The organism is Actinoplanes sp. NPDC051475 (genome assembly GCF_040689425.1).
Lineage (GTDB): Bacteria > Actinomycetota > Actinomycetes > Mycobacteriales > Micromonosporaceae > Actinoplanes.
The window spans coordinates 293,979-314,440 of sequence record NZ_JBFAZZ010000007.1 but is presented as its reverse complement, the minus strand read 5'-3'; the positions used below and the strand labels follow the sequence as shown (position 1 = coordinate 314,440).

Below are 20,462 nucleotides of genomic sequence, written 5' to 3'. Positions count from 1 at the left end.
GTATGGCGACGAAGAAGGTCACGGTTACTCTTCCTCAGGAACTCGTCGACGCTCTCGGCGCGGCCGCACTCGAGGACGGTGTTCCCCTCTCGAGGCTTGTGGCGGCCGCTGCCGAGCGGGAACTGCGTCGGCGGATCGGCCGGCAGCTGGTCGCTGAATGGCAAGCCGAACACGGCGCCTTCACCGTGGAGGAACTCGCCGCCGCCAAGGCGGAAATGGCCGCAGCCGATAGTCAAGCGCTCAGCAGCTCCGCGACGGCGGCCGCGTGAGCATCCCTTACGTCTACGACGCCGGCGCTCTGATCGCGATCGACGGCAATGACCGGAGGATGTGGGCGATCCATCACCTGGCGATCGAGGAGGGCAGGCAGATCCTCGTCCCGGCGGTGGTGGTGAGTCAGGCATGGCGCGATCCGCGCCGCCAGGTTCAGCTCGGGAGGTTCCTGCAGAGTTGCGAGGTTGTCCCGGTCGGATCGGAGCTGGCCAAGGCGGCCGGCATGTTGTGCGGCAAGGCGCAGACGAGGGACGTTGTCGACGCCATCGTGGTCACTGTCGCGCTCAGCTGCGGCGCCATCGTGTTCACCAGCGATCCGGACGATATTGCACAACTCTCGCTTGCATCGCAGGTCAAGCCGGGGGTCGTCATCCGCCGACTGTGAAGGTGGGCGACGATGGGGACATGGACACCGGGGTAGCCGCGGCTGCGGCCGTACACGCGCTCGTCGAACGTCGGCAGACCCTCGCGGTGGCGGAGTCGCTGACCGGCGGGCTGCTGGCCGCGACCGTCGTGGAGATCCCCGGGGTCAGCTCCGTCTTCCGGGGCGGCCTGGTCGTGTATGCGACAGATCTCAAGCACTCGCTCGCCGGCGTACCGGAGAAGCTGCTGGCCGACCGCGGCCCGGTCGACGCCGACGTGGCCAAGGCCCTGGCAGAGGGCGCGCGCGGCCGTTGCGGGGCCGACTGGGGCCTCGCCACCACCGGTGTCGCCGGCCCCGAGCCGCAGGACGGCAAACCCGTGGGGATGGTTTTCGTCGCCGTGGCCGGTCCTGCACGGACGACGGTGCAGGAGCTCAAGCTGAGCGGGTCGAGGGACGACGTCCGGCGCGAGACGATGACCTCGGCCCTCGCCCTCCTCGTCGATGAGCTGCGTGAATCCGGCGACCGGCCAGCGGATTGAGAGTCGGCGCCGCGCTGTGCGTATTGATGGACGCGGCACCCCCGCGGGCGACCGGCGCTGCCCGGCCGTCCCGGAATTCGGCGGGGCGGGATGTCGGCGTGGCCCGCAGCGGGTACGGTTGCGGGAAGCCTCCGGCGGCTGCCGGCGGCCCCGCCGCAGGAGGAGGTGCCATGGTCCTGCTACGCCGGGTTATCGGTGACGCACTTCGGGCGCGTCGGCAGGGACAGCACCGCACACTGCGTGAGGTGTCGACCGCCGCCAACGTCAGCCTGGGATATCTCTCCGAGATCGAACGTGGCCAGAAGGAGGCGTCGAGCGAGCTGCTCGCCGCCATCTGCGAGGCGCTGGGCGCACGCCTGTCCGAGGTGCTCGGCGAGGTGAGCGACACGCTCGCCCTCGCGGAGGGCATGCAGGGTGTGCTCGTCCCGGTCGGGACCGCGCCGAGCCAGTCGACCGGATCGGGCGCCGCCGCGGCGCCGGAAGCCCCGGTCAAGGCCGCCTCGGCCGCGATGAGTGCCGCGGCCGCCGGCGCGAAGGCCACGCAGCAGGCGAAGGAGGCGGCACCGGTCCGCCAGGTGACCACCGACGGCACCGTGTCGGTCTCGGTCCGCCAGGACACGCCGCTCAAGGCCACCCTGCGCACGCGCCGCAAGCGCGAGCGCGACGTGATCTACGCCGCCTGATTTCCGCCGGCCTTTCTCCCGGGGGCGGGGGTGGGGCCGGCATTTCTCGCCCTGCCCGCGCGGTTCCGCGCGGGCTTTTCCATGCCGCCCGACCCGGCGCAGGCCGGGGCCGTCGCCGGAACGCCGATCGGCGCGTAGCCTCGTGGTGGGGGGCCTGGGGTAACACCCTGAGATCCCCCCGAGGTCACGTGACGCCGGTGGCATGGAGCTGGCACGATGGAGCCCGCGCCATCGTGAAGACCCCTCGGGCCCGCGTCGGTGGCGCGTCCTGTGCAGCGACATTGAGGGGATACCGCGGATATGGCGAACCCGTTCGTCAAGGGCTGGCGTTACATGATGGCGCTCTTCGGCGCCAAGATCGACGAGTACGCCGACCCGAAGGTGCAGATCCAGCAGGCCATCGAGGATGCCCAGCGGCAGCACCAGGCGCTCGTGCAGCAGGCCGCGGCCGTGATCGGCAACCAGCGCCAGCTCGAGATGAAGCTGTCGCGGCAGATGTCCGAGGTCGAGAAGCTCCAGGGCATGGCGCGTCAGGCGCTCGTCCTGGCCGACCGGGCCCGCGCCGGCGGTGACGAGGCCGAGGCCCAGAAGTACGAGTCGACCGCTCAGACGCTCGCCACCCAGCTCGTCTCCGGCGAGCAGTCGATGGAAGACCTGAAGACCCTGCACGACCAGGCGCTGGGCGCCGCCGGGCAGGCCCGCAAGGCGGTCGAGAACAACGCGATGGTGCTCCAGCAGCGCATCGCCGAGCGCTCCCGCCTGCTCAGCCAGCTCGAGCAGGCCAAGATGCAGGAGACGGTCGCCAAGTCGCTCGAGTCGATGTCCTCGCTCGCCGCGCCGGGCAACACCCCGTCCCTGGACGAGGTCCGCGACAAGATCGAGCAGCGGTACGCGAACGCGATGGGCCGCGCCGAGCTCGCCTCGAACTCGGTCGAGGGCCGCATGCTCGAGGTGCAGAAGTCGAGCCTCGACATGGCGGGCTCGTCCCGCCTGGAGCAGATCCGGGCCAGCATGGCCGGCGAGAAGCTCGGCAGCGCCCCGGCCCAGCCGGCGGTCGAGCAGGCCGCCCCGGCGTCGGACCCGGCCGGCGTCGCCCGCCTCGACGAGATCCGGGCCAGCATCAACAGCAAGCGCGGGGACACCTCCGCCGCGGGCTGATCCGGGCCGGGCGGCCCACAGCGGAAGGGGAGCGGACGGTGGACGACAGGACCAGGTACTTCCGGCGGCTCAAGCGGCTGCGCGGTTCGGCGCGGCGGTGGAGCGTCATCGGAGGTGGGCTGACCGCGGCCACCGCTGTCCTCACGCCGTACGCGGGAATCGGGATCGCCGACGCCGCCTGGGCCGCCTCCGCCGGGGCCTCGGTGGCGCTCGCCTGGTGGCGGTGGAGCGACCACCGGGAACTCGCCGCGATCCCGCCCCCGCCGGCCCCTCCGCCGGCCCTGCCGGGTCAGCGCCTGATGGCCGCGGTCGAGCGTCTCCCCGCCGGCCGCCAGGTCGTCCAGGAGGTCCGCCGCCAGCGCAACCGGTACGCGGTCCGCGGATCCGCCGTCGCGCAGGCCTGGGACCGGCTGGACCGCGCCTCGACCACCCTCGCCGGCCTCAGCGGCCGGCTGACGGGTCCCGGCGAGGGCGCGGTCCTCGAGGCGGCCGTGGCCGAGCAGTGGCTCCGCGACCTCGGCCAGCGCGTGGCCAGCGTCGAGCGGGCCCTTCCGCTGACCCCGCCGGACCGGCGCGCCGTCCTGGAGGAGTCCCACGAGAGCCTGGCGACGCAGTTCACCGGGGGCGTGTCCGCCTACGAGCGGCTGGTCGCGGCGGCGGCGAGCTACGTCGCCGAGGACGGGCACCCGGTCACCGGCCAGCACCCGGCCCTCAGCAGCCTCACCGACGCGACGGACCGCCTGCGTGGCCTGGCCGAGGGCCTCTCCGAGCTGAAGCGCCCGCCGACGCCGGCCGTCTGAGCCTTCTCAGCCGGCGACCGTGCCGGCCCTCACGCGGGCCCGTCGTTCGCGCCGTGCCGCCACGAACCGCAGCAGCAGCGCCAGCACGGCGAACACGGCTCCCGCCACGCACACCCCGGGCCAGCCGGCCCGGTCGTAGGCCACCCCGGACACCGCGGCCCCGGCGAACCCGCCCAGGAAGTACGTGACGGTGTACGCGGTGGTCACCCGGTTGCGAGCCTCGGGCCGCAGGGCGTAGATGACGCTCAGGTTCGTCGTCTGCAGGCCCTGGACGCCGAGGTCCAACAGGATGATCCCGAGCAGCAGCGTTGCCGTGACGCGTCCGCCCGCTATCGCGGTGAGGCCCCAGCCGGCGAGGATGCACACCATCAGCAGCCCGGTCGCGCGGCGTTCGTGGCCGCGGTCGATGAGCCGGCCGGCCAGCGGCGCCGCCAGCGCGCCCGCGGCGCCTGCCAGCCCGACGAGGCCGATTCCTGCCTCACCGTAGTGATACGGCGCGCCGGCCAGCAGGAACGCCAGCGAGGCCCACAGGGCGGAGAAGCCCGCGAAGGACAGGAACCCGTACGCGCAGCGCAGCCGCAGCAGGGGCTCCTCCCGGAGCAGTGTGGCGGTGGACCTCAGCAGCGTCGGATACCGCAGCCGGGCACCGGGGGCCAGGTCCGGCAGGGCGCGGTGCAGCACCAGCGCGAGCACGACCATGAGGACGGCGGCGACCGCGTACACGGTGCGCCAGCCGCCGAAGAACTCCGCGATCAGGCCGCCGCCCGCGCGGGCCAGGAGTACGCCGGTGAGGGTGCCGCCCATCACCCGGCCCGTGACGCGGCCCCGTTGGTCGGGCGTGGCGAGGGTGGCGGCGAAGGCGACCAGCAGCGGCGCGACCCCGGCGCAGACGGCCAGCAGCGCGGAGAAGCCGGTGAGCCAGCCGATCGACGGCGCGCAGGCGGAGGCAGCCTGGGCCACGGCGACGACGAGCAGCATGGTCACGACGAGGCGCCGCCGGCGCAGGATGTCGCCGAGCGGGACCACGAGGGCGAGGCCGGCGGCGTATCCGATCGAGGTGACGGTGACGATCAGCGATGCCCGGCCGCTGCCCACCCCGAAGGTGTGGGCGATGCCGGTGAGCAGGGGTTGGGCGTAGTAGATGTTGGCGACGGCGAGGCCGGCCGCGACCGCGAACAGGGTGGTCGCGCGGCCGGACAGACCACCGCCGGCGACGGGCTGCGTGGGCATGGCGAGATTCTCCGGGTACGGGAAAAGCCCGGCGACCACCTCACAGGTGGCCACCGGGCGATGCGGGCAGGTCAGGCGCTGACGGACAGGACGAGCTTTCCCGTGGTGCGGTCGGACTGGCCGACCTCGTGGGCCTTGGCCGCCTCCTCCAGGTCGAAGACCTGATCGACGTGTACGCGCAGCGCGCCGTCCTCGACGAGCGTGGTCAGGGCTTCCAGGCCCAGGCGGTCCGGCTCGACCAGGAACGGCGACACGCGTACGCCCAGCCGCTCGGCCGTGCCGAGCAGTTCCTCACTCGGCTGGCCGATCGTCGTGATCAACAGGCCGCCCGGGCGCAGCGTGGAGAGCAGCGCGACACTGTTCGCCCCGCCGAGCAGGTCCAGCACGAGGTCCTGGTCGCGGACGGCCGCCGCCACGTCGGTGGTCGTGTAGTCCACCGGGTGGTCGACGCCGTGGTCGCGCAGGAACGGGTGCTTGGCCGTACGGGCCGTGCCGGTCACCTCGGCGCCGAGGTGCCGGGCGAGCTGGGTGGCGAGGTGACCGACGCCGCCGGCCGCGGCCGTGACGAGAACCCGCTGCCCGGCGGTGACACCGGCGACCTCCACGAGGGTCTGCCAGGCGGTGAGGCCGGCGAGCGGCAGGGCCGCCGCGTCGGTGAAGGACAGTCCGCGCGGCTTGCGGGCGAACTGACGGGCGGGTGCGGTGACGTACTCGCCGTAGCCGCCGGCCTGGCGCGGGAACCAGAGCAGGCCGTAGACCTCGTCCCCGGGCTGGAAGCGGGTGACCCGGGGTGCGGAGGTGACGACCCCGGCGACATCCCAGCCCTGCACGAACGGTGGCGCGCCGAGGGCCCCGGTGGGGAACACGCCGCCGCGGATCTTCCAGTCGACCGGGTTGATGCCGGCCGCGTGCACCTTGACGAGAACCTCGGTCGGCAGGGGCACCGGCTTGGGCACCTCCGCGACCTGAAGCACCTCGGGCCCGCCGACGGCGGTGGTGCGCATGACCTTCATGGTGTCCGGCACGTGACTCCTCTTCTCAACGTGGTCCAGCCGAGCCGCTCGGCGTGCTCGAGCAGGACGGGATCGTCGCCGACGGCGCAGGGACTGCCGACCAGGCCGAGCACCGGCAGGTCGGAGGCGTCGTCGCCGTAGGCGTAGCTCTGGTGCAGGTCGATGCCGTGCCGGGCGGCGAGCTGCCGTACGGCGACGACCTTGTTCTCGCCCACCATCGGGACGTCGACCCGGCCGGTGTACCGGCCGCCGACGACCTCGGGTCGTGTGCAGACGACGACGTCGGCCCGCACGTACCGGGCGATCGGCTCGACGCACGGCGGGAAGGAACCGGTGACCAGGACCGTCAGGTGCCCGGCCCGGGTGTGCGCCCGGAAGCGGCGCAGCACCCGGGGATCGAACAGGGCACCACGGGCGTGCTCCTCGAGGAACCACACCTCGCCCCGTCCGCTCACCTCGGCGGCCGAGCGTCCCGCGAAGGCCTGGTAGAAGGCCCGGTTGCGCTCGGTACGGGGCACCCCGGCGGACCTCAGCTCCCCGAGCCAGGCCCGTTCCGCCTCGTACGCCGACGGTGGCCGCCCCCGCGCGGCGAGGTCGTACTCGAGGAACCGGAAGATGCTGGTGACGCCGAGGAGGGTCTCGTCGAGGTCGAAGATCGCCGCGGGGATGCCCATCGTGCGGTCAGCCGATCCGGGCTTCCAGGTGCGACACGACCTCGGCGACGGTCTGCTCGAGCTGCAGTTCGCCCTCGACGATCGTGACACCGAACTCCTTCTGAACGGTGAGCGCGAGTTCCATGATGTGCAGCGAGTCGAGCCCGGCGTCCTCCAGCGTCCGGCCCAGCTCCAGCTCCGTGACCGGCAGCTCCGCCTTCTCGGCGATGAGCTCGACGACCCGTGGCTTCAACGTGCTTTCCATTGTGTCCTCCCCGTGGGATGCGATGTGTGTTGTGGTGTGTCGATCAGGCGGCGGCCAGGTCGGGCCACCGAAGGGCGACCGATCCCCAGGTGACACCGCCGCCGAAGGCGGTCAGCAGCACCCGGTCGCCGGCCTTGAGCGCCCCGGTGGCCGCGGCCTCGTCCAGCGCCAGGGGGATCGAGGCGGCCGACGTGTTGCCGTAGTGGCCGAGGTTGACGAAGGCCCGCTCGGCCGGAATGTCCAGCCGGTCGGCGACGGCGTGCAGGATGCGGATGTTGGCCTGGTGGCCCACGAGCAGGTCCACACTGGAGGTGTCCCACCCCGCGCGCCGGAGCACCTCCCGCGACGACTCCTCCATCCGCAGGACCGCGTGCATGAACACCGTCTTGCCCTGCATCTGGAAGTAGTGGTCGTCCGGCGCCGCCGGTTTGCCCGACGAGCGCTGCCGGGCGCCGCCGGCCGGCACGATGATGAGGTCTGCGAGGCTGCCGTCGCTGCCCAGGGCGAACTCGAGCAGGGCACCGGGCTCGGTCTCGTCACCGGCCCGCAGGACCACCGCGCCCGCGCCGTCCCCGAAGATCGGCGCAGTGGTGCGGTCGTCCGGGTTGATGATGGTGCTGAAGGCCTCCGCCCCGATGACCAGCACCCGGCCGGCGCCGCCCTGGGCGATCAGCCCGGCCGCGGTGAACAAGCCGTAGACGAAGCCGGAGCAGACCGCGGCCACGTCGAAGGCGGGCACCGTGCCGAGCCCGAGCCGGCTGGCCACCACGGGTGCGGTGGCCGGGCAGGTGTGGTCCGGGGTGGTGGTCGCGACCACGACGGCGTCGACCGGTTCCCCGCCGGCCGACTCGAGGGCCCGGCGGCCCGCGGCCACGGCCAGGTCGCTGGTGGACTCCTCCGGGCCGACCCGCCGCCGCTCGGCGATCCCCGTGCGGCTGCGGATCCACTCGTCGCTGGTGTCCATCCGCTCGGCCAGCATCGCATTGGTGATGCGCTGCTCCGGTACGGCGGCACCCAGCCCCGCTAGGACGGCGTGCCTCACTTCGTGGCCCAGGCTCGGTCGGACTCGATGGTCATGTCGACGGCCTTGTACTCGTCCTCGGCCAGGGCGATCGCCTTGTCGACGTCGGTGACCGGCTCGAAGCCGAAGATCTCGACGATCCGCTCGAGGCGCTCGGGCAGGGTGCCGCTGACGACGTGCCGGGGGATGCCCAGCGCGTCGATGTTCTGGGCGATCGACTCGTCGGCCAGCGTCCGGAAACGCTCGTTCACCGGCCGGTGCCCGTCCTTGGCGAGGGTGAGCTCGTTGGGCAGGTGCACGAACGCGTCGTACGTCTCCTTGACGTGCTCCTTGATGGCGATGCCGAGCTGGTCCACGACGGCCTCGAAGAACGCCATCTCCTCGGTGCGCACGACCCGCTCGGTGTCGGCGAGGTGCACGGAGTCGTTCGGGTTGATCCCGACGATGACCCGGACCGAGCCGTAGATCCACTCCTGCAGCGACGAGCCGTCGGAGATGAACCCGTCGGTGAGGTGGCTCTCGTGCACGCAGCGCTCGACGTGCCGCCGCACGATCAGCTGGAGCAGCTCGGCGCCGTTGCACTGCTCGAGGGTCTTGCCCGGCACGGCGAACGGCAGCAGCTCCCGCATGGTGCGGGCGCGGGTCCGCGGGATCCCGATGAGGTGGGAGAGGGCGTACGACGTCAGCGTCTTGCCCGAGGAGTAGGTGCCGGAGATCGCGAGCTTCATGGGGTGCTTCTCTCTTCTCGAGTGTCGTGTCAGGACGGAAGGCGGTGGGCGACGGCGCAGCGCAGGTCGACTCCCGCGAGGTGGGAGACGATGTCGGTGGTACGCCACCGGCCGCCGCCCATCTCGGTGAGCCCCAGGCCCTCGAGGGCGCACGTCAGGGGCAGTCCCGACGCGTTCACGGGGGGCCGGGCCGCGTCGCGTACCCGCAGGTCGGTGCTGCGCATCCACAGGGTGTTGCTGATGCTGCGCTTCATGCCGTCGAGCTCGTAGAGCAGGATCTGGGCCAGCTGGAGGCTGGTGGCGAAGCAGTCGACCATGGTTGCCGACGACGGGTAGCCGCCCTCGATGCCCTGGTCGACGACCGTCTCCTCGTCGCTGAGGTGGACGGCGGCGGTGGCCGTACGGGCCTCGAGGTCGATCACCGGGTCGGTGATGCGGTGGGACCGGCGCTTGAAGCCGGCGCCGTAGTAGCGGGCGGCGGCGGGACCGGCGAGCTCCTCCAGATCGCGGTATATGCCCCGGGCGGTGGCCGCTGCGGCCTCGGCCGGTCCGCCGTCCGGGAAATGCCCCGGATGCACGACGTCCACGATGATCCGCATGCCGCCGACCCGGACCTCGAGCTCGGAGACGACGCCCGGGAGGCCGGGCCGGTCGTGGGTGGCCCGCAGGCGGGCCCGCAACGGCACCTGCTCGAGCTGCTCGTCCGGGCTGGCAGCGGCCCGGATCCGGACGCGGCTCACCCACATGCGCCGCCGGTCCTCCGCGCCCGGCGCCGTCGTGTGCAGCAGATACGCCTCACTGGCGGCGACGCCGAGCAGGATGGCGTCGATGGTGCTCAAGTGCGGGCGCAGATCCCCGGTGGCCTTCTTCGACCAGTTGCCGGGGTAGCTCAGGGACACCGCGGTGTTCAGCTCGGCCGGGCCGGCGCCGGCGGTCACCGACACCTCGCCGAAGCGGTAGTCCACCCTCCGGTAGCCCGCGGAGAAGAACCGCTTGTCGGACGAGCCCAGGTAGTCGTCGATCGATCTACCGGACGAAATGGCCTGTGTCATATCGACTCCCATCGAAGGAATCAGGATTCTTGACGTGGCGGGAACATTGCCGAAACAATGACGGAATCCGGGGCGCCGTCATACGCGGCGCGCTGCCGGTTGTTATTCCGGTGGAAAAGTTAGCATGATCCAGAGCGCTTTCCGTACGATTGTTTATACCGGTACGGCGAAACGGGTGGCACCACTACCAGGATCAATTCATCGGCAAACGGACAAGCCGTGACCAAGGCCCTTCCACGAGCCCGCGAAAAGCGGATCCGGCGGGTGCCGGATCCGCTTGGGTGAAGATGATCTGACAGGAATCTCGCAGTTATCTCGCGCAGCCGCCGACGGCGGCGAGAACGGGCTGTTCGTGCAGCAGCGACACCAGCCGGTCGCGCGTCCCGGTCCCCGCCTTCGGGATGCAGAGGATCATCCGGATCCGCTCGTTGCCGCTCATCTGCACCGGAAGGGTGCTGAAGCTGAGCCGGCCGGCCCGCGGGTGCAGCAGATGCTTGTCCTTGTTGGCCACCTGCTGGACCTCGTGGCCGTGCCACAGCGTGGCGAACAATTCGCTGCGCAGCCGCAGATCGTCCACGATCTCGAAGAAGCGCGGATCCTGGTGATACTGCGCGATGTCGGTGCGGAACTGGGCGACGGCGAGCCGTGCCTGAGCGCGCGGATCGACGTACCGCCCCTGGTGTTCTTCATTGACGAAGAAGCTGACGAGCATGTTCTTGTCCGAATCGGACAGTCCGAACACTTCGCGGGCCGCTTTGTTGCAATCCAGGAGATTCCAGAACTCGTCGAGCACCAGTGCCGGACTCGGCATCCACTCCTGCACCACCGAGGCGAACTCGCCGTGGCGGCGCTCGCCGGACTCGGGCAGCGGGGGCCGGATGCCGAGCAACCGGAACATGTACGTCCGCTCGGACGGGCTCAGTCGCAACGCCCGGCCGATCGCGCGGGCCACCGACTCCGACACGTTGATGTCCCGGCCCTGCTCGAGCCAGGTGTACCAGGACGTGCCCACGCCGGCCAGAACGGCGACCTCTTCGCGGCGCAGGCCCGGCGTGCGGCGCCGGCTCGACACGGTCAGGCCGAGATCGCCGGGGCTCAGCCGGGCGCGCCGGCTGCGCAGGAACTGACTCAATTCTTCCAGGTGCCTTGCGTTTCCCCCATGACTACGCATGAATTGATGCTGGTTTACTGGCTCCGCCCCTGTCAAGCAACATGACGACGAGGTGACGGAGGCAACGCGCAATCGTGGGGTTGCATTTCCGGGCGTTGCTGGATCACGCATTATTGAAAGCGTGAGTAAATGGCGTGGCGACCCCCCGCCACGTCCGAATTCTTGCGATTTCACGGAATGGCGAGCACGCCGGTCCCGGCCACCGCGGGGGCGGCGGTGACCGGGACCGGGAAACGGGTGCTCAGGACGGCGGCAGCGGCAACTCCCCCCGTTCCTCGAGCACCCGGCGCACCACGCTCATGGCGTTGATGGTGCGGGGGAAACCGGCATAGGGAAGTGCCTGCAGCACCGCCTCGACGATCTCGTGCGGCTTCAGCCCCATGTTCAGGCCGCTGACGAGATGCGAGGTGAGCTGGCGTTCGGTGTCGCCCAGCGCGATCAGCACGCCGATGGTGACCAGTTCCCGACGGGCGGCGTCGAGACCCGGGCGGGAATGGATGTCGCCGTACGCGAACTCGATCGCGAAACGGGGCAGATCCGGGGCGACCTCCGCCAGGACCCGGTACGCCTCCTGCCGGCGCTCCGGCCGGTCGCCGTCGATCTCGGCGATGCGGGCGGCACCCCGGTCGTACCGCTCGCCTTCCCCCCACGCGCGGGCGGTGCCGTCGCTCATGACCTGGCGCCGTGGGTGCTGGTGAAGGTGAGGATGCGGCGCCACGCGTCGTCGCAGGCCTCTCGCCACTCGCCGAACGAGCGGTCGAAGAAGGAGTGCGGGGCGTTGTCGTAGACGTACATCTCGTGGGTGGCGCCGGCCTCCTTGAGCTTGGCGTCCAGCTCGTGGAACTTCTCCTGGGGGGTCGCGACGTCGTCGCCCGCGACGAGCATCAGCACCGGCGACGAGACCTGGTCGACGACGTCCTCGACGTGCGCCGGGTTGCCGTAGAAGCCGATCGAGCCCGCGAGCGGCAGGTCACCCGCGGCGAGCCGCCACGACTGGCCGCCGCCGAAGCAGAAGCCGACCGAGAACGTCGCGCCGGGGTTGGCCGCCGTCACGTGCTCGGCCGCCGCGCGCACGTCCGCGGCCACCTCGTCCGCCTGCACCTGGGGGAGGAGCGGCTGCCACTCGAAGTCGTCGTTACGCTCGCCCACCCCGGCGGTACGCCCGTAGTAGTCGACCACGACGGCGCCGAAGCCCGCCTCGGCGAAGCGCCGGGCCAGGTCCTGGTAGTACGCGTGCACGCCGCGGACGTCGGGCAGGATCACCACGTTGCGGCCGTTCGGCTCGTCCGGGAGGGCCTGGAACGCGCCGAATCGCGTACCGTCCGCGGAGGTCAGCGTGAGCGGGCCGTCCTCCTTGACGCTGCCGGTGACCGGCGCCGCCGGCGGCCTGCTCTCGGTGCTGTGACACATGGGTGGTGCTCCTTCGGTCTCGAGGTGCGGTGCGACCCATGCTGCTGACCGCGAGCGGGGACAGCCAGACCCCTGTCCGACCCGGGTACCGGCTTTACTGGTAATGACAGGACCACCCTCCCGTGGCCAGGGCAGGGAATACTGGCCACCATGGACGATCGCCGCGAACTGGGCCGCTTCCTGCAATCACGCCGGGCCCTGATCAGCCCGGAACGCGCCGGCTTGCACGTCTCCGCGCGCCGGCGGGTGCAGGGACTGCGCCGCGAGGAGGTGGCGCTGCTGGCCGACATCAGCGTCGAGTACTACGTCCGGCTGGAGCAGGGCCGGGCCACCCGCCCGAGCCCGGAGGTCCTCGACGCCCTGGCCCGGGCCCTCGAGCTGGACGACGTCGAACGCGCCCACCTGCAGGACCTCACCCGGACCGGCACCGTCATCCCGCGCCGGTCGGCGCAGCCCGAGCGGGCCCGCCCGGAGCTGGTGCAGCTGCTCGGGCTGATGGAGAAGACCCCGGCGCTGCTGATCAACTACCGGATGGACGTGCTGGCCTGGAACCGGCTGGCGGCCATGTTGTTCTTCGACTTCGACGCGGTCTCGCCGAGGGAACGCAACCTTGCCCGGTTCGCCTTTCTGGACCCCGCGAGCGGCGAACGGTGGGTCGATTGGGCGGATGTCGCCAAAGCGACTGTCGGCGCCCTGCGGCTGGCCGCGGGTCGCTATTCCGACGATGAGGCGCTCGCCACACTTCTCGGCGAGCTGACCATGCGCAGCGAGGCATTCCGGAATCTGTGGTCGGGCCGCGACGTCCGGGAACGCACGCACGGCCAGAAACGATTCCGGCATCCGCTTGTCGGCGAACTGACATTGCGATTCGAGAATTTCGACCTGCCCGGGGTGGCCGGCCAGCGCCTGGTCGCCTTCTCGGCCGATCCGGCCGGCCCGGCCCAGGCGGCCCTCGACCTCATCGCGATGTGGAACGCGCCCGAGTCCACGCGTCCCGCCACCCGCGAAGCCTGACCCGGCCGCGGCCCCAGCCGCGGCCGGTCGGCATGCTCAGCTGCCGGCGCCCGCGGGACGCCGGCTGATCGCGCAGGTCAAGCGTGCCGTGCAGGTACGCACACCCGAGGCGTCGCTGATGGCGATCTCGTACGTGGCCGTCGCCGCACCCTCGTGCAGCGGGCGGCACACGCCGGTCACCGTGCCCGCGGCCACCCAGCGGTGATGCGTGCACGACAGGTCCAGGCCGACGATCTGCCGGTCGGTGCCCGCGTGCAGCCAGGCAGCGAGTGAACCCAGCGTCTCGGCCAGCACCGCGTTGGCGCCGCCGTGCATGATCCCGACCGGCTGCCGGTTGCCGGCGACCGGCATCGAGCCGACCACGAGTCCCGGTTCGCAGCACAGGATCTCGATGCCGAGTTTCGCCACGAGTTGCTCGTCCCGATAGGCCGGGCGCACCTCGACCGGTCCCAGATGAGTCGCCACCACGTCATTCCCCCCGTCGTACGGAAAACATTCGCACAAGCGTCTGCGATGGTGGCAGCCGTTTGTCACGAAGTGGTTTCCGGCCGGGACCCGAGCCAGGTGTTCGCGGTACCACGATAAGCGCCAACATTTACCGGTTCGCGATTGCTGTTAGCGTCGGGCCATCCCCTTTCTTTGTGCCTTTCGAAGGAGTCTGCCGTGCCCAGGATCAACGGCGCCCCGCCCCGCCGGGTCCATCCCGCCGTCACGCTCGTCGCGGTGTGCGTGGCCTGCGGCCTGCTTCCGGCCTCGCTGACCGGCACGTCGATCGCGCTGCCGGGCATCAGCGAGGACCTGCACACCTCCCTGACGAGCCTCCAGTGGGTCGTCAACGCGTACAACCTGACGTTCGCCAGCGTCATGCTGGCGGCGGGCGCGCTCGCCGACCTGCTGGGCCGGCGCCGGATGTTCACCTGGGGACTCGTCGTCTTCGTGGCCTGCACGGCCGGCTGCGCCGCGGTGTCGGACATCGTGGTGATCGACGTGCTGCGCGGCGTCGCCGGCATCGGCGCCGCGATGGTGCTCACCGCCGCGTCGGCCCTGCTCGCGCACACCTTCGACGGCCCGTCCCGGATGCGGGCCTTCGGGGCGCTCGGCTCCTCGTTCGGCCTCGGGCTGGTGCTCGGCCCGTCGACCTCCGGGGTGCTGATCGGCTGGGGCGGCTGGCGGACCGTCTTCATCGTCCACGCGATCGTCGCCGCCCTCGTCATGCTCGCGCTGCCGTTCCTGCGGGAGTCGCGTGACCCGGCGGCCACGGGGATCGACCGCTGGGGCACGCTCACTTTCAGCGGTAGCCTGTTCGCCCTCACCCTCGCCCTGGTGGAAGCTCCGCAGCTGGGCTGGGCCTCTCCGGCGGTGCTGGGCCTGCTGGCCACGTTCGTGCTGCTGCTGGTGGCCTTCACCGTCGTGGAACGCCGTCAGGTGCGCCCGATGTTCGACCTGGCGCTGTTCCAGCGGCCGGCGTTCACCGCGATCTGCCTGATGCCGGTCCTGCTGGCGTTCGGCTTCGTGTGCCTGCTGGTCTTCCTGCCGTCGTTCTTCATCGGGATCAACGGGATGAGCTCGGGTCGTGCCGGCGCGACGATGCTGTTGCTGACCGGCCCGGTCCTGCTGTTCCCGGTGATCGCGGGCGCCGTGTCGCGGACCGTGCCGCCGCGGGTGCTGCTCGGCACGAGCCTGCTGCTCATCGCCGCGGGTGCCGCCTGGCTGACGGTCATCGACCGGGACACGACCGTGCCGGCGCTGATCGGGCCACTGCTGGTCATCGGCACCGGGGTGGGCATCTCGTTCGGCCTGCTCGACGGCGCGGCGCTCAGCGCGGTCGACTCGTCGCGCGCCGGCATGGCGGCCGGCATGTTCAACACGATGCGGCTCACCGGCGAGGCCGTCGCCATCGCGGGCATGGGTGCCCTGCTGGTGACGCTCACGCGGCGGGAGCTGACCGGGACGCTGGACGGCTTCGGCCCGTACGCACAGGACGTCGGCACCGTCGCCAACCGCGCCGCCCAGGGTGAGATCGCCGCCGCGGCGGCGAACGTCCCGGGCGGCCAGCAGTCCGCCTTCGTGGACGTCGTGAGCGGCGCCTACACCGATGCCTTCCACACCGTGCTGTGGATCCTCGCGGCGGTCTGCGCGGTCGGTGCCCCCGCGATCGTCGCCCTGCTGCGCGAGCGCCGGACACCCGCCGCCCCCGCGGACCTGGCGGCGGCACCCCTCACCGAACCCGCGGGCCGTCCTTGAACCGGTCCCGACATCCCGATCGGAGTTTCCTCATGCGAGAAGAACTGCCGGTGCTCGTCGTCGGCGCCGGGCCCGTCGGGCTGGCGGCCGCGACCGAGCTCACCCGCCGCGGCGTCGAGACGCGCCTGGTCGACAAGGCCGCCCAGCCCAGCCCGCTGACCAAGGCGCTGATGGTCTGGCCCCGGACCCTGGACATCCTGCGTCAGCTCGGCGGCGTCGACCACATCGTCGACCACGGCCTGCCGGTCGACTCGTTCCGTTACTACTCGAACGCCAAGCAGATCTGCCGCATCGGCTTCGACGGCATCACGCAGCCCGTGGTGCTACCGCAGCCGGATGTGGAGGATCTGCTGCGCGCGTCCCTCAAGGAGGCGGGCGGCGCGACGGAGTGGGAGACCCGCCTGCTCGGCCTCGAACAGGAGCCGGACCGGGTGCACGCCCGGCTGCGCGCGGCCGACGGCACCGAGACCGTCGAAGAGTTCTCGTACGTAGTCGGCTGCGACGGCGCGGGCAGCACCGTACGTGACCTGGTCGGCATGGAGTTCCACGGTGCCACGTACCCGAACCTGTTCCTGCTCGCCGACACGGAGGTCCGCGGCGACCTCCAGTTCGACGCCGTGCACTACTACTGTTCCGACCGCGGCATCCTGGTGATGGTGCCGATGCCCAACGGCCGGTTCCGGATCTTCACCGCGGGCCCGCCCACGATGAAGCCCGACGACCTGACCGTGCCGCTGCTGCAGCAGTACGTCGACGAGCGCGGCCCCGGCGGCCTCGAGCTGCACAACGTCGGCTGGCACACCGCGTTCAGCATCCACGCGCGGCACACCGACCGGTTCCGTGAGGGTCGCGTCTTCCTGGCCGGCGACGCCGCCCACATCCACAGCCCGGCCGGTGGCCAGGGCCTCAACACCGGCATCACCGATGCCAACAATCTGGCATGGAAGCTCGCGCTGGTGCACGGAGGCCGCGCCGTTCCGGGTCTGCTCGACACCTACGGTACGGAACGAGGCGCGGTCGCGACGGCAGTGGTGAAGCAGGCCGAGTGGCAGACCAAGGCGTGGCTGTTCAAGAAGCGCTGGCAGGTGGCGCTGCGGGACGGCTCCGCGCGGCTGGCCGAGGCCACCGGCGCCTTCGACCGCTGGTACTCGCCCTGGCTGGCCGGGCTCACCAACGACTACCCGGAGAGCGGGGCCATCGTCGGACCGGTGCCGCGCCGGGGACGCGGGCGCCGTACCGACTTCCACGCCGGGCGGTTGCTGCCGAACCCGCCCGTGATCGCCCCGGGGCACCCGACCGCGGTCCCGCTGCGGGAGGCGCTTCCCAGCGACCGGTACACGGTGCTGGTGACGGTGCCGGCGGGCGACGTACTGCCGGCCACCGTGCTGATGACGCTGCGGTCCCTGCAGTCGACCCGGGAGGGCCTCATCCACGTCCGGGTGCTGGACGGCACCGGCGCGCTGCGGGACCCGCTGGCCATCGAGGCGCCGCGCGGCACCGGCTTCCGGTACGCGGGCGCGTGGCAGCCCCGCCGGTTCGCCGCCGCCCTGGTCCGACCCGACCACTACGTGGCGGCGCAGGACCGGACGCCGGGGCTTCCCGCGATCCGCGAACACCTGACGGCGATCACCGAGATGTCCGTACCCGCGGCTGCCGCGCTGCAGTGACTGTCGAAACCCAACCCGAGGAGAGCTTCGTGACCACGCCCGCCCCCACCGCCGTACGCGGCACCGCCGACACCATCGCGGCGTTCTTCGACCGCTTCGGCGCCGGTGACGCCGAAGGCATGCTCGCCGCCTTCGCCGACCGGGTCGACTTCGACGTACCCGGTGCGCAGATCGTGCCGTGGACCGGCAAGCGAGGGACCCCGGCCGAGATCGCCGGCTTCGTCCGCAGCGCGATGGAGGACATCCGGACGCAGCGCTTCGCCATCGAGAAGACCATCGTGGACGGCGCGGACGGGATCGTCCTCGGCGAGCTCGCCCACGAGGTCATCGCCACGGGCAAGATCTTCGAGGGCCGGTTCGCCCTGCGGATCACCGTGGAGCAGGGCCGGATCACCCGCTACACGATGTTCGAGAACAGCTACGCGGCGGCGCAGGCCTTCACCCCCTGACCGCCGCCTCGTGAAGGCGCGGGGCGTGGATCCGGTCCCCGTCCGGATCCACCCCCGCCCTTCAATGAGGTTTCGGCTGGCAGTGCGGGCACCAGTACGTCACGCGCTCGTCCTGTTCCGCCTTCGCGATCGCTGTGCCGCAGCGACGGCACGGTTGCGCTCTGCGGCCGTACACGTAACTGGTCTGGCCCTTGCGTAGTGAGCCCGTCGTCGTCTGGGTCCAGCGGCCCCGGTTCGAGGCGAGGAGCTTCTGGGCCAGGGTCACCGTGCCGACGAGGTCCGGCACGTCCGCCACGGGCGTCCACGGCCACAGGCCGCGCAGGAACAGCGTCTCGGCCTTGTAGAGGTTGCCGACGCCGGCGAGGTTGCGCTGGTCGAGGAGCGCCTCGGCGATGCTCGCCTCGGGCCGGGCGGCGATGCGGCGCACCGCCTCCGCCGCGTCCCAGTCCTCGCCCAGCAGGTCCGGGCCGAGATGGCCGACGAGGGAGTCCTCCTCGGCGGTCGGCACCAGCGTCACCTCGTGCAGGTGATAGCCGACGGCCACGGACCGCTTGGTCTTGAGCACCACGCGGATGAGGTGCGCCGGGCGACCGGTCCAGCGTTCACCCTGCGCGTACGCCCGCCAGGCGCCGTCCATGCGCAGGTGCGAGTGCAGGGTCATGGCCCGGTCCTCGCGCGTGAGCCGGAGCAGCAGGTGCTTGCCGCGGCTGGCCGACTCCGCCACCGTCCAGCCGGTCAGGTCGGTGGTCGCCAGCCGCGGCACCCGGAAGTCGGAGCCGGTGAGGACGTCACCGAGCAGCGCGCGTTCCAGGCCTCGGGCGGTGTTCCATACGGTGTCACCCTCGGGCATGTCTCTAGCGTTCCGCCACTCGCACGACGTCGCCGGGCCGGACGGACAGGACGACGACCGCCCGGCCACCGTTGACGGCGATCGCGAGCCGGCCGGCGGAGTCCTCGAACACGATCATCTCGCCCTTGTCGGCGTCGCCGAACGTCTGCGCCCGGCGGGCCTTGACCCCGCCGACCACCAGCTCGGGTCCGAGGTCGGCGAGCATGCTCCCGCCCGCCGCGAGCTGCACGTTGCCGAACCGGTCGACCGTGACGACCTCCGCCTCGATCCAGCCGTCCCCGATGGCGACGACCGGGTCGGGCAGGCGTACCACGGACTTGGGGTCGACCGACGGCCCGGCGTCGGCGAGCGGTTCGCCGAGCGCCAGCCGCGCCGCGACGGGGGAGAAGATGTCGCGGCCGTGGAAGGTGCGGGAGACGTCGCCGAGGAACCACTCCCGGTTGGTCAGCTCCACCACGGTGTCCAGGCCGCCCAGCGCCTCGGCGGCCCACACCAGCAGCCCGTTGTCGGGGCCCACGAGGATGCCGTTCGGGGTGCCGACGGCGATGCCGCGCCGCTCGGTGCCGACCCCCGGGTCGACCACGGCGACATGGACGGACAGCGGCAGGTGCGGCGCCGTCTGCGCCAGCACCGCGGCCCCGCGAGCGACGTCCGCCGGCGGCACGTGGTGGGTGACGTCGATGACACGTACGGCGGGAGCCAGGCGCGCGATCACCCCGTGGCAGGCGGCGGCGAACCCGTCGAACGTGCCGTAGTCGGTGGTGAGGCTGATCCATCCATAGGGGCCCATGAGGAGTTACGTTACTGCCCCGGCACGCTGTGTGTGCGACAGGTCCCCTGGGCGCGTCGCCGGGTCTGGCAGGGTTGATTCATGCGTCTCGTCATCTTCACCGAACCCCAGCAGGGTGCCTCCTACGAGGACCTGCGCCGGGTCGCCCAGCTCGCCGAGGAGGCGGGCTACGACGGCTTCTTCCGCTCCGACCACTACCTCGCCATGGGCGGCGACGGCCTGCCCGGCCCGACCGACGCGTGGGTGACGCTGGCCGGGCTGGCCGTGCAGACCTCCCGCATCCGGCTCGGCACGCTGGTCACCTCGGCGACCTTCCGCCTCCCCGGCCCGCTCGCGATCAGCGTGGCCCAGGTCGACGCCATGAGCGGCGGCCGGGTCGAGCTCGGCCTGGGCGGCGGCTGGTTCGAGGCCGAGCACACCGGCTACGGCATCCCGTTCCCGCCGCTCGGTGAGCGCTTCGACCGCCTCGAGGAGCAACTCGAGATCGTCACGGGCCTGTGGACCACCCCGCAGGGCGACACGTACAGCTTCGACGGCAAGCACTATCAGATCGTGGACTCGCCGGCCCTGCCCAAGCCGGCACAGTCCCCGCGCCCGCCGATCATCGTTGGCGGGGCGGGCAAGAAGCGCACCCCGGCCCTCGCCGCCCGGTACGCCGACGAGTTCAACACGCCGTTCGCGAAGATCGACGATCTCCCGGCGATGTACGACCGGGTCCGGGAAGCGTCAAGGGCCATCGGCCGCGAGACACCCCCGGAGTTCTCGGCGGCCGCGGTCCTCTGCGTGGGCCGCGACGACGCGGAGGTGGCCCGGCGGGCCGCGGCGATCGGCCGCGAGGTCGACGAGATGCGCGGCAACGGCGGCATCGTGGGCACCCCGGACCAGGTCGTGGAGATCCTCGGCCGGTACGCCGAGGCGGGCGCCTCACGGACGTACCTGCAGATGCTCGACCTGAGTGACCTGGACCACGTCGAGCTGGTCGCCTCGGCGGTCGCGCCGCAGCTCGCCTGACGACTTTCTGCTCATTCGGCCCCGTCCGGCTACTCAACCGGGCGGGGCCGGTATGTGTTGCGTTGGTGGGGATGCCG

The 20,462-nt window shown here is 71.6% G+C and carries 24 protein-coding genes; 11 read left to right on the top strand and 13 right to left on the bottom strand.

Translation table 11 applies throughout. The features are described 5' to 3' along the window. The first annotated feature begins 2 nt into the window (after positions 1–2). The 6 genes from AB0368_RS17450 (at position 3) to AB0368_RS17425 (ending at position 3,817) form a co-directional block, all read left to right on the top strand. The gene (locus AB0368_RS17450; protein WP_366154875.1) at positions 3–269 is read left to right on the top strand and encodes a YlcI/YnfO family protein; all 267 of its coding nucleotides are present in this window, start codon (positions 3–5) and stop codon (positions 267–269) included. Then, entirely contained in the window at positions 266–658 is a 393-nt protein-coding gene (locus AB0368_RS17445) for a PIN domain-containing protein (protein ID WP_366154874.1), read from the top strand. The genes AB0368_RS17450 and AB0368_RS17445 overlap by 4 nt, the downstream gene beginning before the upstream one ends. A 20-nt stretch (positions 659–678) precedes the next feature. Then, complete coding sequence (locus AB0368_RS17440) at positions 679–1,176, top strand: CinA family protein (RefSeq protein ID WP_366154873.1); 498 nt, start codon at positions 679–681, stop codon at positions 1,174–1,176. 170 nt (positions 1,177–1,346) lie between these two features. Continuing rightward, a complete protein-coding gene (locus AB0368_RS17435; protein WP_366154872.1) occupies positions 1,347–1,859 on the top strand; it encodes a helix-turn-helix transcriptional regulator in 513 nt (170 codons plus the stop codon). A gap of 300 nt (positions 1,860–2,159) precedes the next feature. After that, complete coding sequence (locus AB0368_RS17430; RefSeq protein ID WP_366154871.1) at positions 2,160–3,017, top strand: PspA/IM30 family protein; 858 nt, start codon at positions 2,160–2,162, stop codon at positions 3,015–3,017. A gap of 38 nt (positions 3,018–3,055) precedes the next feature. After that, positions 3,056–3,817 (top strand): hypothetical protein, encoded by a 762-nt coding sequence (locus AB0368_RS17425; protein ID WP_366154870.1) that lies wholly within the window; start codon positions 3,056–3,058, stop codon positions 3,815–3,817. Between the two features lie 6 nt (positions 3,818–3,823). On the opposite strand, the gene AB0368_RS17420 is transcribed toward AB0368_RS17425, so the two are convergent. From AB0368_RS17420 to AB0368_RS17375, 10 genes are all read right to left on the bottom strand, one after another. After that, entirely contained in the window at positions 3,824–5,047 is a 1,224-nt protein-coding gene (locus AB0368_RS17420; protein WP_366154869.1) for an MFS transporter, read from the bottom strand. A gap of 71 nt (positions 5,048–5,118) precedes the next feature. Next, the gene (locus tag AB0368_RS17415; RefSeq protein WP_366154868.1) at positions 5,119–6,072 is read right to left on the bottom strand and encodes an NADP-dependent oxidoreductase; all 954 of its coding nucleotides are present in this window, start codon (positions 6,070–6,072) and stop codon (positions 5,119–5,121) included. Further along, on the bottom strand, positions 6,057–6,734 hold the full coding sequence (locus AB0368_RS17410) for an HAD-IB family hydrolase (protein ID WP_366154867.1): 678 nt from the start codon (positions 6,732–6,734) through the stop codon (positions 6,057–6,059). The genes AB0368_RS17415 and AB0368_RS17410 overlap by 16 nt, the downstream gene beginning before the upstream one ends. Before the next feature lie 7 nt (positions 6,735–6,741). Then, positions 6,742–6,978 (bottom strand): acyl carrier protein, encoded by a 237-nt coding sequence (locus AB0368_RS17405; protein ID WP_366154866.1) that lies wholly within the window; start codon positions 6,976–6,978, stop codon positions 6,742–6,744. 43 nt (positions 6,979–7,021) lie between these two features. Further along, a complete protein-coding gene (locus AB0368_RS17400; RefSeq protein WP_366154865.1) occupies positions 7,022–8,020 on the bottom strand; it encodes a beta-ketoacyl-ACP synthase III in 999 nt (332 codons plus the stop codon). After that, entirely contained in the window at positions 8,017–8,727 is a 711-nt protein-coding gene (locus tag AB0368_RS17395) for an AAA family ATPase (protein ID WP_366154864.1), read from the bottom strand. The genes AB0368_RS17400 and AB0368_RS17395 overlap by 4 nt, the downstream gene beginning before the upstream one ends. A 29-nt stretch (positions 8,728–8,756) precedes the next feature. After that, positions 8,757–9,779 carry an AvrD family protein gene (locus AB0368_RS17390; protein WP_366154863.1) on the bottom strand — a complete coding sequence of 341 codons (1,023 nt, stop codon included), beginning with the start codon at positions 9,777–9,779 and terminating at the stop codon, positions 8,757–8,759. Between the two features lie 310 nt (positions 9,780–10,089). Next, positions 10,090–10,950: a helix-turn-helix transcriptional regulator gene (locus AB0368_RS17385; protein WP_366154862.1), complete on the bottom strand. Its 861-nt coding sequence runs from the start codon at positions 10,948–10,950 to the stop codon at positions 10,090–10,092. Between the two features lie 241 nt (positions 10,951–11,191). Continuing rightward, on the bottom strand, positions 11,192–11,623 hold the full coding sequence (locus tag AB0368_RS17380) for a carboxymuconolactone decarboxylase family protein (protein ID WP_366154861.1): 432 nt from the start codon (positions 11,621–11,623) through the stop codon (positions 11,192–11,194). Next, positions 11,620–12,360 (bottom strand): dienelactone hydrolase family protein, encoded by a 741-nt coding sequence (locus AB0368_RS17375; RefSeq protein ID WP_366154860.1) that lies wholly within the window; start codon positions 12,358–12,360, stop codon positions 11,620–11,622. The genes AB0368_RS17380 and AB0368_RS17375 overlap by 4 nt, the downstream gene beginning before the upstream one ends. A 150-nt stretch (positions 12,361–12,510) precedes the next feature. On the opposite strand from AB0368_RS17375, the gene AB0368_RS17370 reads away from it, so the two are divergent. Continuing rightward, on the top strand, positions 12,511–13,374 hold the full coding sequence (locus AB0368_RS17370) for a helix-turn-helix transcriptional regulator (RefSeq protein WP_366154859.1): 864 nt from the start codon (positions 12,511–12,513) through the stop codon (positions 13,372–13,374). Positions 13,375–13,410: 36 nt separating this feature from the next. On the opposite strand, the gene AB0368_RS17365 is transcribed toward AB0368_RS17370, so the two are convergent. Next, a complete protein-coding gene (locus AB0368_RS17365; protein ID WP_366154858.1) occupies positions 13,411–13,839 on the bottom strand; it encodes a hotdog fold thioesterase in 429 nt (142 codons plus the stop codon). Positions 13,840–14,037: 198 nt separating this feature from the next. Between AB0368_RS17365 and AB0368_RS17360 the strand changes: the two genes are divergently transcribed. The 3 genes from AB0368_RS17360 to AB0368_RS17350 are packed head-to-tail and all read left to right on the top strand — an operon-like array spanning position 14,038 to position 17,734. After that, positions 14,038–15,618: an MFS transporter gene (locus tag AB0368_RS17360; RefSeq protein ID WP_366154857.1), complete on the top strand. Its 1,581-nt coding sequence runs from the start codon at positions 14,038–14,040 to the stop codon at positions 15,616–15,618. Between the two features lie 32 nt (positions 15,619–15,650). Beyond that, positions 15,651–17,285, top strand: a complete 1,635-nt coding sequence (locus AB0368_RS17355) for an FAD-dependent monooxygenase (RefSeq protein ID WP_366154856.1) — start codon at positions 15,651–15,653, stop codon at positions 17,283–17,285. A gap of 29 nt (positions 17,286–17,314) precedes the next feature. Further along, a complete protein-coding gene (locus AB0368_RS17350; RefSeq protein WP_366154855.1) occupies positions 17,315–17,734 on the top strand; it encodes a nuclear transport factor 2 family protein in 420 nt (139 codons plus the stop codon). A 61-nt stretch (positions 17,735–17,795) separates the two neighbouring features. Here AB0368_RS17350 and AB0368_RS17345 read toward each other — a convergent pair whose 3' ends face one another. Both AB0368_RS17345 and AB0368_RS17340 read right to left on the bottom strand, forming a co-directional pair. Beyond that, complete coding sequence (locus AB0368_RS17345) at positions 17,796–18,584, bottom strand: DNA-formamidopyrimidine glycosylase family protein (protein WP_366154854.1); 789 nt, start codon at positions 18,582–18,584, stop codon at positions 17,796–17,798. Between the two features lie 4 nt (positions 18,585–18,588). Beyond that, a complete protein-coding gene (locus tag AB0368_RS17340; protein ID WP_366154853.1) occupies positions 18,589–19,374 on the bottom strand; it encodes an SAM-dependent chlorinase/fluorinase in 786 nt (261 codons plus the stop codon). Between the two features lie 81 nt (positions 19,375–19,455). Between AB0368_RS17340 and AB0368_RS17335 the strand changes: the two genes are divergently transcribed. Next, the gene (locus AB0368_RS17335) at positions 19,456–20,385 is read left to right on the top strand and encodes an LLM class F420-dependent oxidoreductase (protein WP_366154852.1); all 930 of its coding nucleotides are present in this window, start codon (positions 19,456–19,458) and stop codon (positions 20,383–20,385) included. The last annotated feature ends 77 nt before the right edge of the window (positions 20,386–20,462 follow it).

What these genes read in the sequence shown, in the direction of transcription:
- AB0368_RS17450 (WP_366154875.1), top strand. Translation starts at nt 3, where the DNA reads ATGGCGACGAAGAAGGTCACGGTTACTCTTCCTCAGGAACTCGTCGAC.
- AB0368_RS17440 (WP_366154873.1), top strand. Translation starts at nt 679, where the DNA reads ATGGACACCGGGGTAGCCGCGGCTGCGGCCGTACACGCGCTCGTCGAA.
- AB0368_RS17435 (WP_366154872.1), top strand. Translation starts at nt 1,347, where the DNA reads ATGGTCCTGCTACGCCGGGTTATCGGTGACGCACTTCGGGCGCGTCGG.
- AB0368_RS17430 (WP_366154871.1), top strand. Translation starts at nt 2,160, where the DNA reads ATGGCGAACCCGTTCGTCAAGGGCTGGCGTTACATGATGGCGCTCTTC.
- AB0368_RS17420 (WP_366154869.1), bottom strand. Translation starts at nt 5,047, where the DNA reads ATGCCCACGCAGCCCGTCGCCGGCGGTGGTCTGTCCGGCCGCGCGACC.
- AB0368_RS17410 (WP_366154867.1), bottom strand. Translation starts at nt 6,734, where the DNA reads ATGGGCATCCCCGCGGCGATCTTCGACCTCGACGAGACCCTCCTCGGC.
- AB0368_RS17405 (WP_366154866.1), bottom strand. Translation starts at nt 6,978, where the DNA reads ATGGAAAGCACGTTGAAGCCACGGGTCGTCGAGCTCATCGCCGAGAAG.
- AB0368_RS17395 (WP_366154864.1), bottom strand. Translation starts at nt 8,727, where the DNA reads ATGAAGCTCGCGATCTCCGGCACCTACTCCTCGGGCAAGACGCTGACG.
- AB0368_RS17390 (WP_366154863.1), bottom strand. Translation starts at nt 9,779, where the DNA reads ATGACACAGGCCATTTCGTCCGGTAGATCGATCGACGACTACCTGGGC.
- AB0368_RS17385 (WP_366154862.1), bottom strand. Translation starts at nt 10,950, where the DNA reads ATGCGTAGTCATGGGGGAAACGCAAGGCACCTGGAAGAATTGAGTCAG.
- AB0368_RS17380 (WP_366154861.1), bottom strand. Translation starts at nt 11,623, where the DNA reads ATGAGCGACGGCACCGCCCGCGCGTGGGGGGAAGGCGAGCGGTACGAC.
- AB0368_RS17375 (WP_366154860.1), bottom strand. Translation starts at nt 12,360, where the DNA reads ATGTGTCACAGCACCGAGAGCAGGCCGCCGGCGGCGCCGGTCACCGGC.
- AB0368_RS17370 (WP_366154859.1), top strand. Translation starts at nt 12,511, where the DNA reads ATGGACGATCGCCGCGAACTGGGCCGCTTCCTGCAATCACGCCGGGCC.
- AB0368_RS17355 (WP_366154856.1), top strand. Translation starts at nt 15,651, where the DNA reads ATGCGAGAAGAACTGCCGGTGCTCGTCGTCGGCGCCGGGCCCGTCGGG.
- AB0368_RS17345 (WP_366154854.1), bottom strand. Translation starts at nt 18,584, where the DNA reads ATGCCCGAGGGTGACACCGTATGGAACACCGCCCGAGGCCTGGAACGC.
- AB0368_RS17340 (WP_366154853.1), bottom strand. Translation starts at nt 19,374, where the DNA reads ATGGGCCCCTATGGATGGATCAGCCTCACCACCGACTACGGCACGTTC.
- AB0368_RS17335 (WP_366154852.1), top strand. Translation starts at nt 19,456, where the DNA reads ATGCGTCTCGTCATCTTCACCGAACCCCAGCAGGGTGCCTCCTACGAG.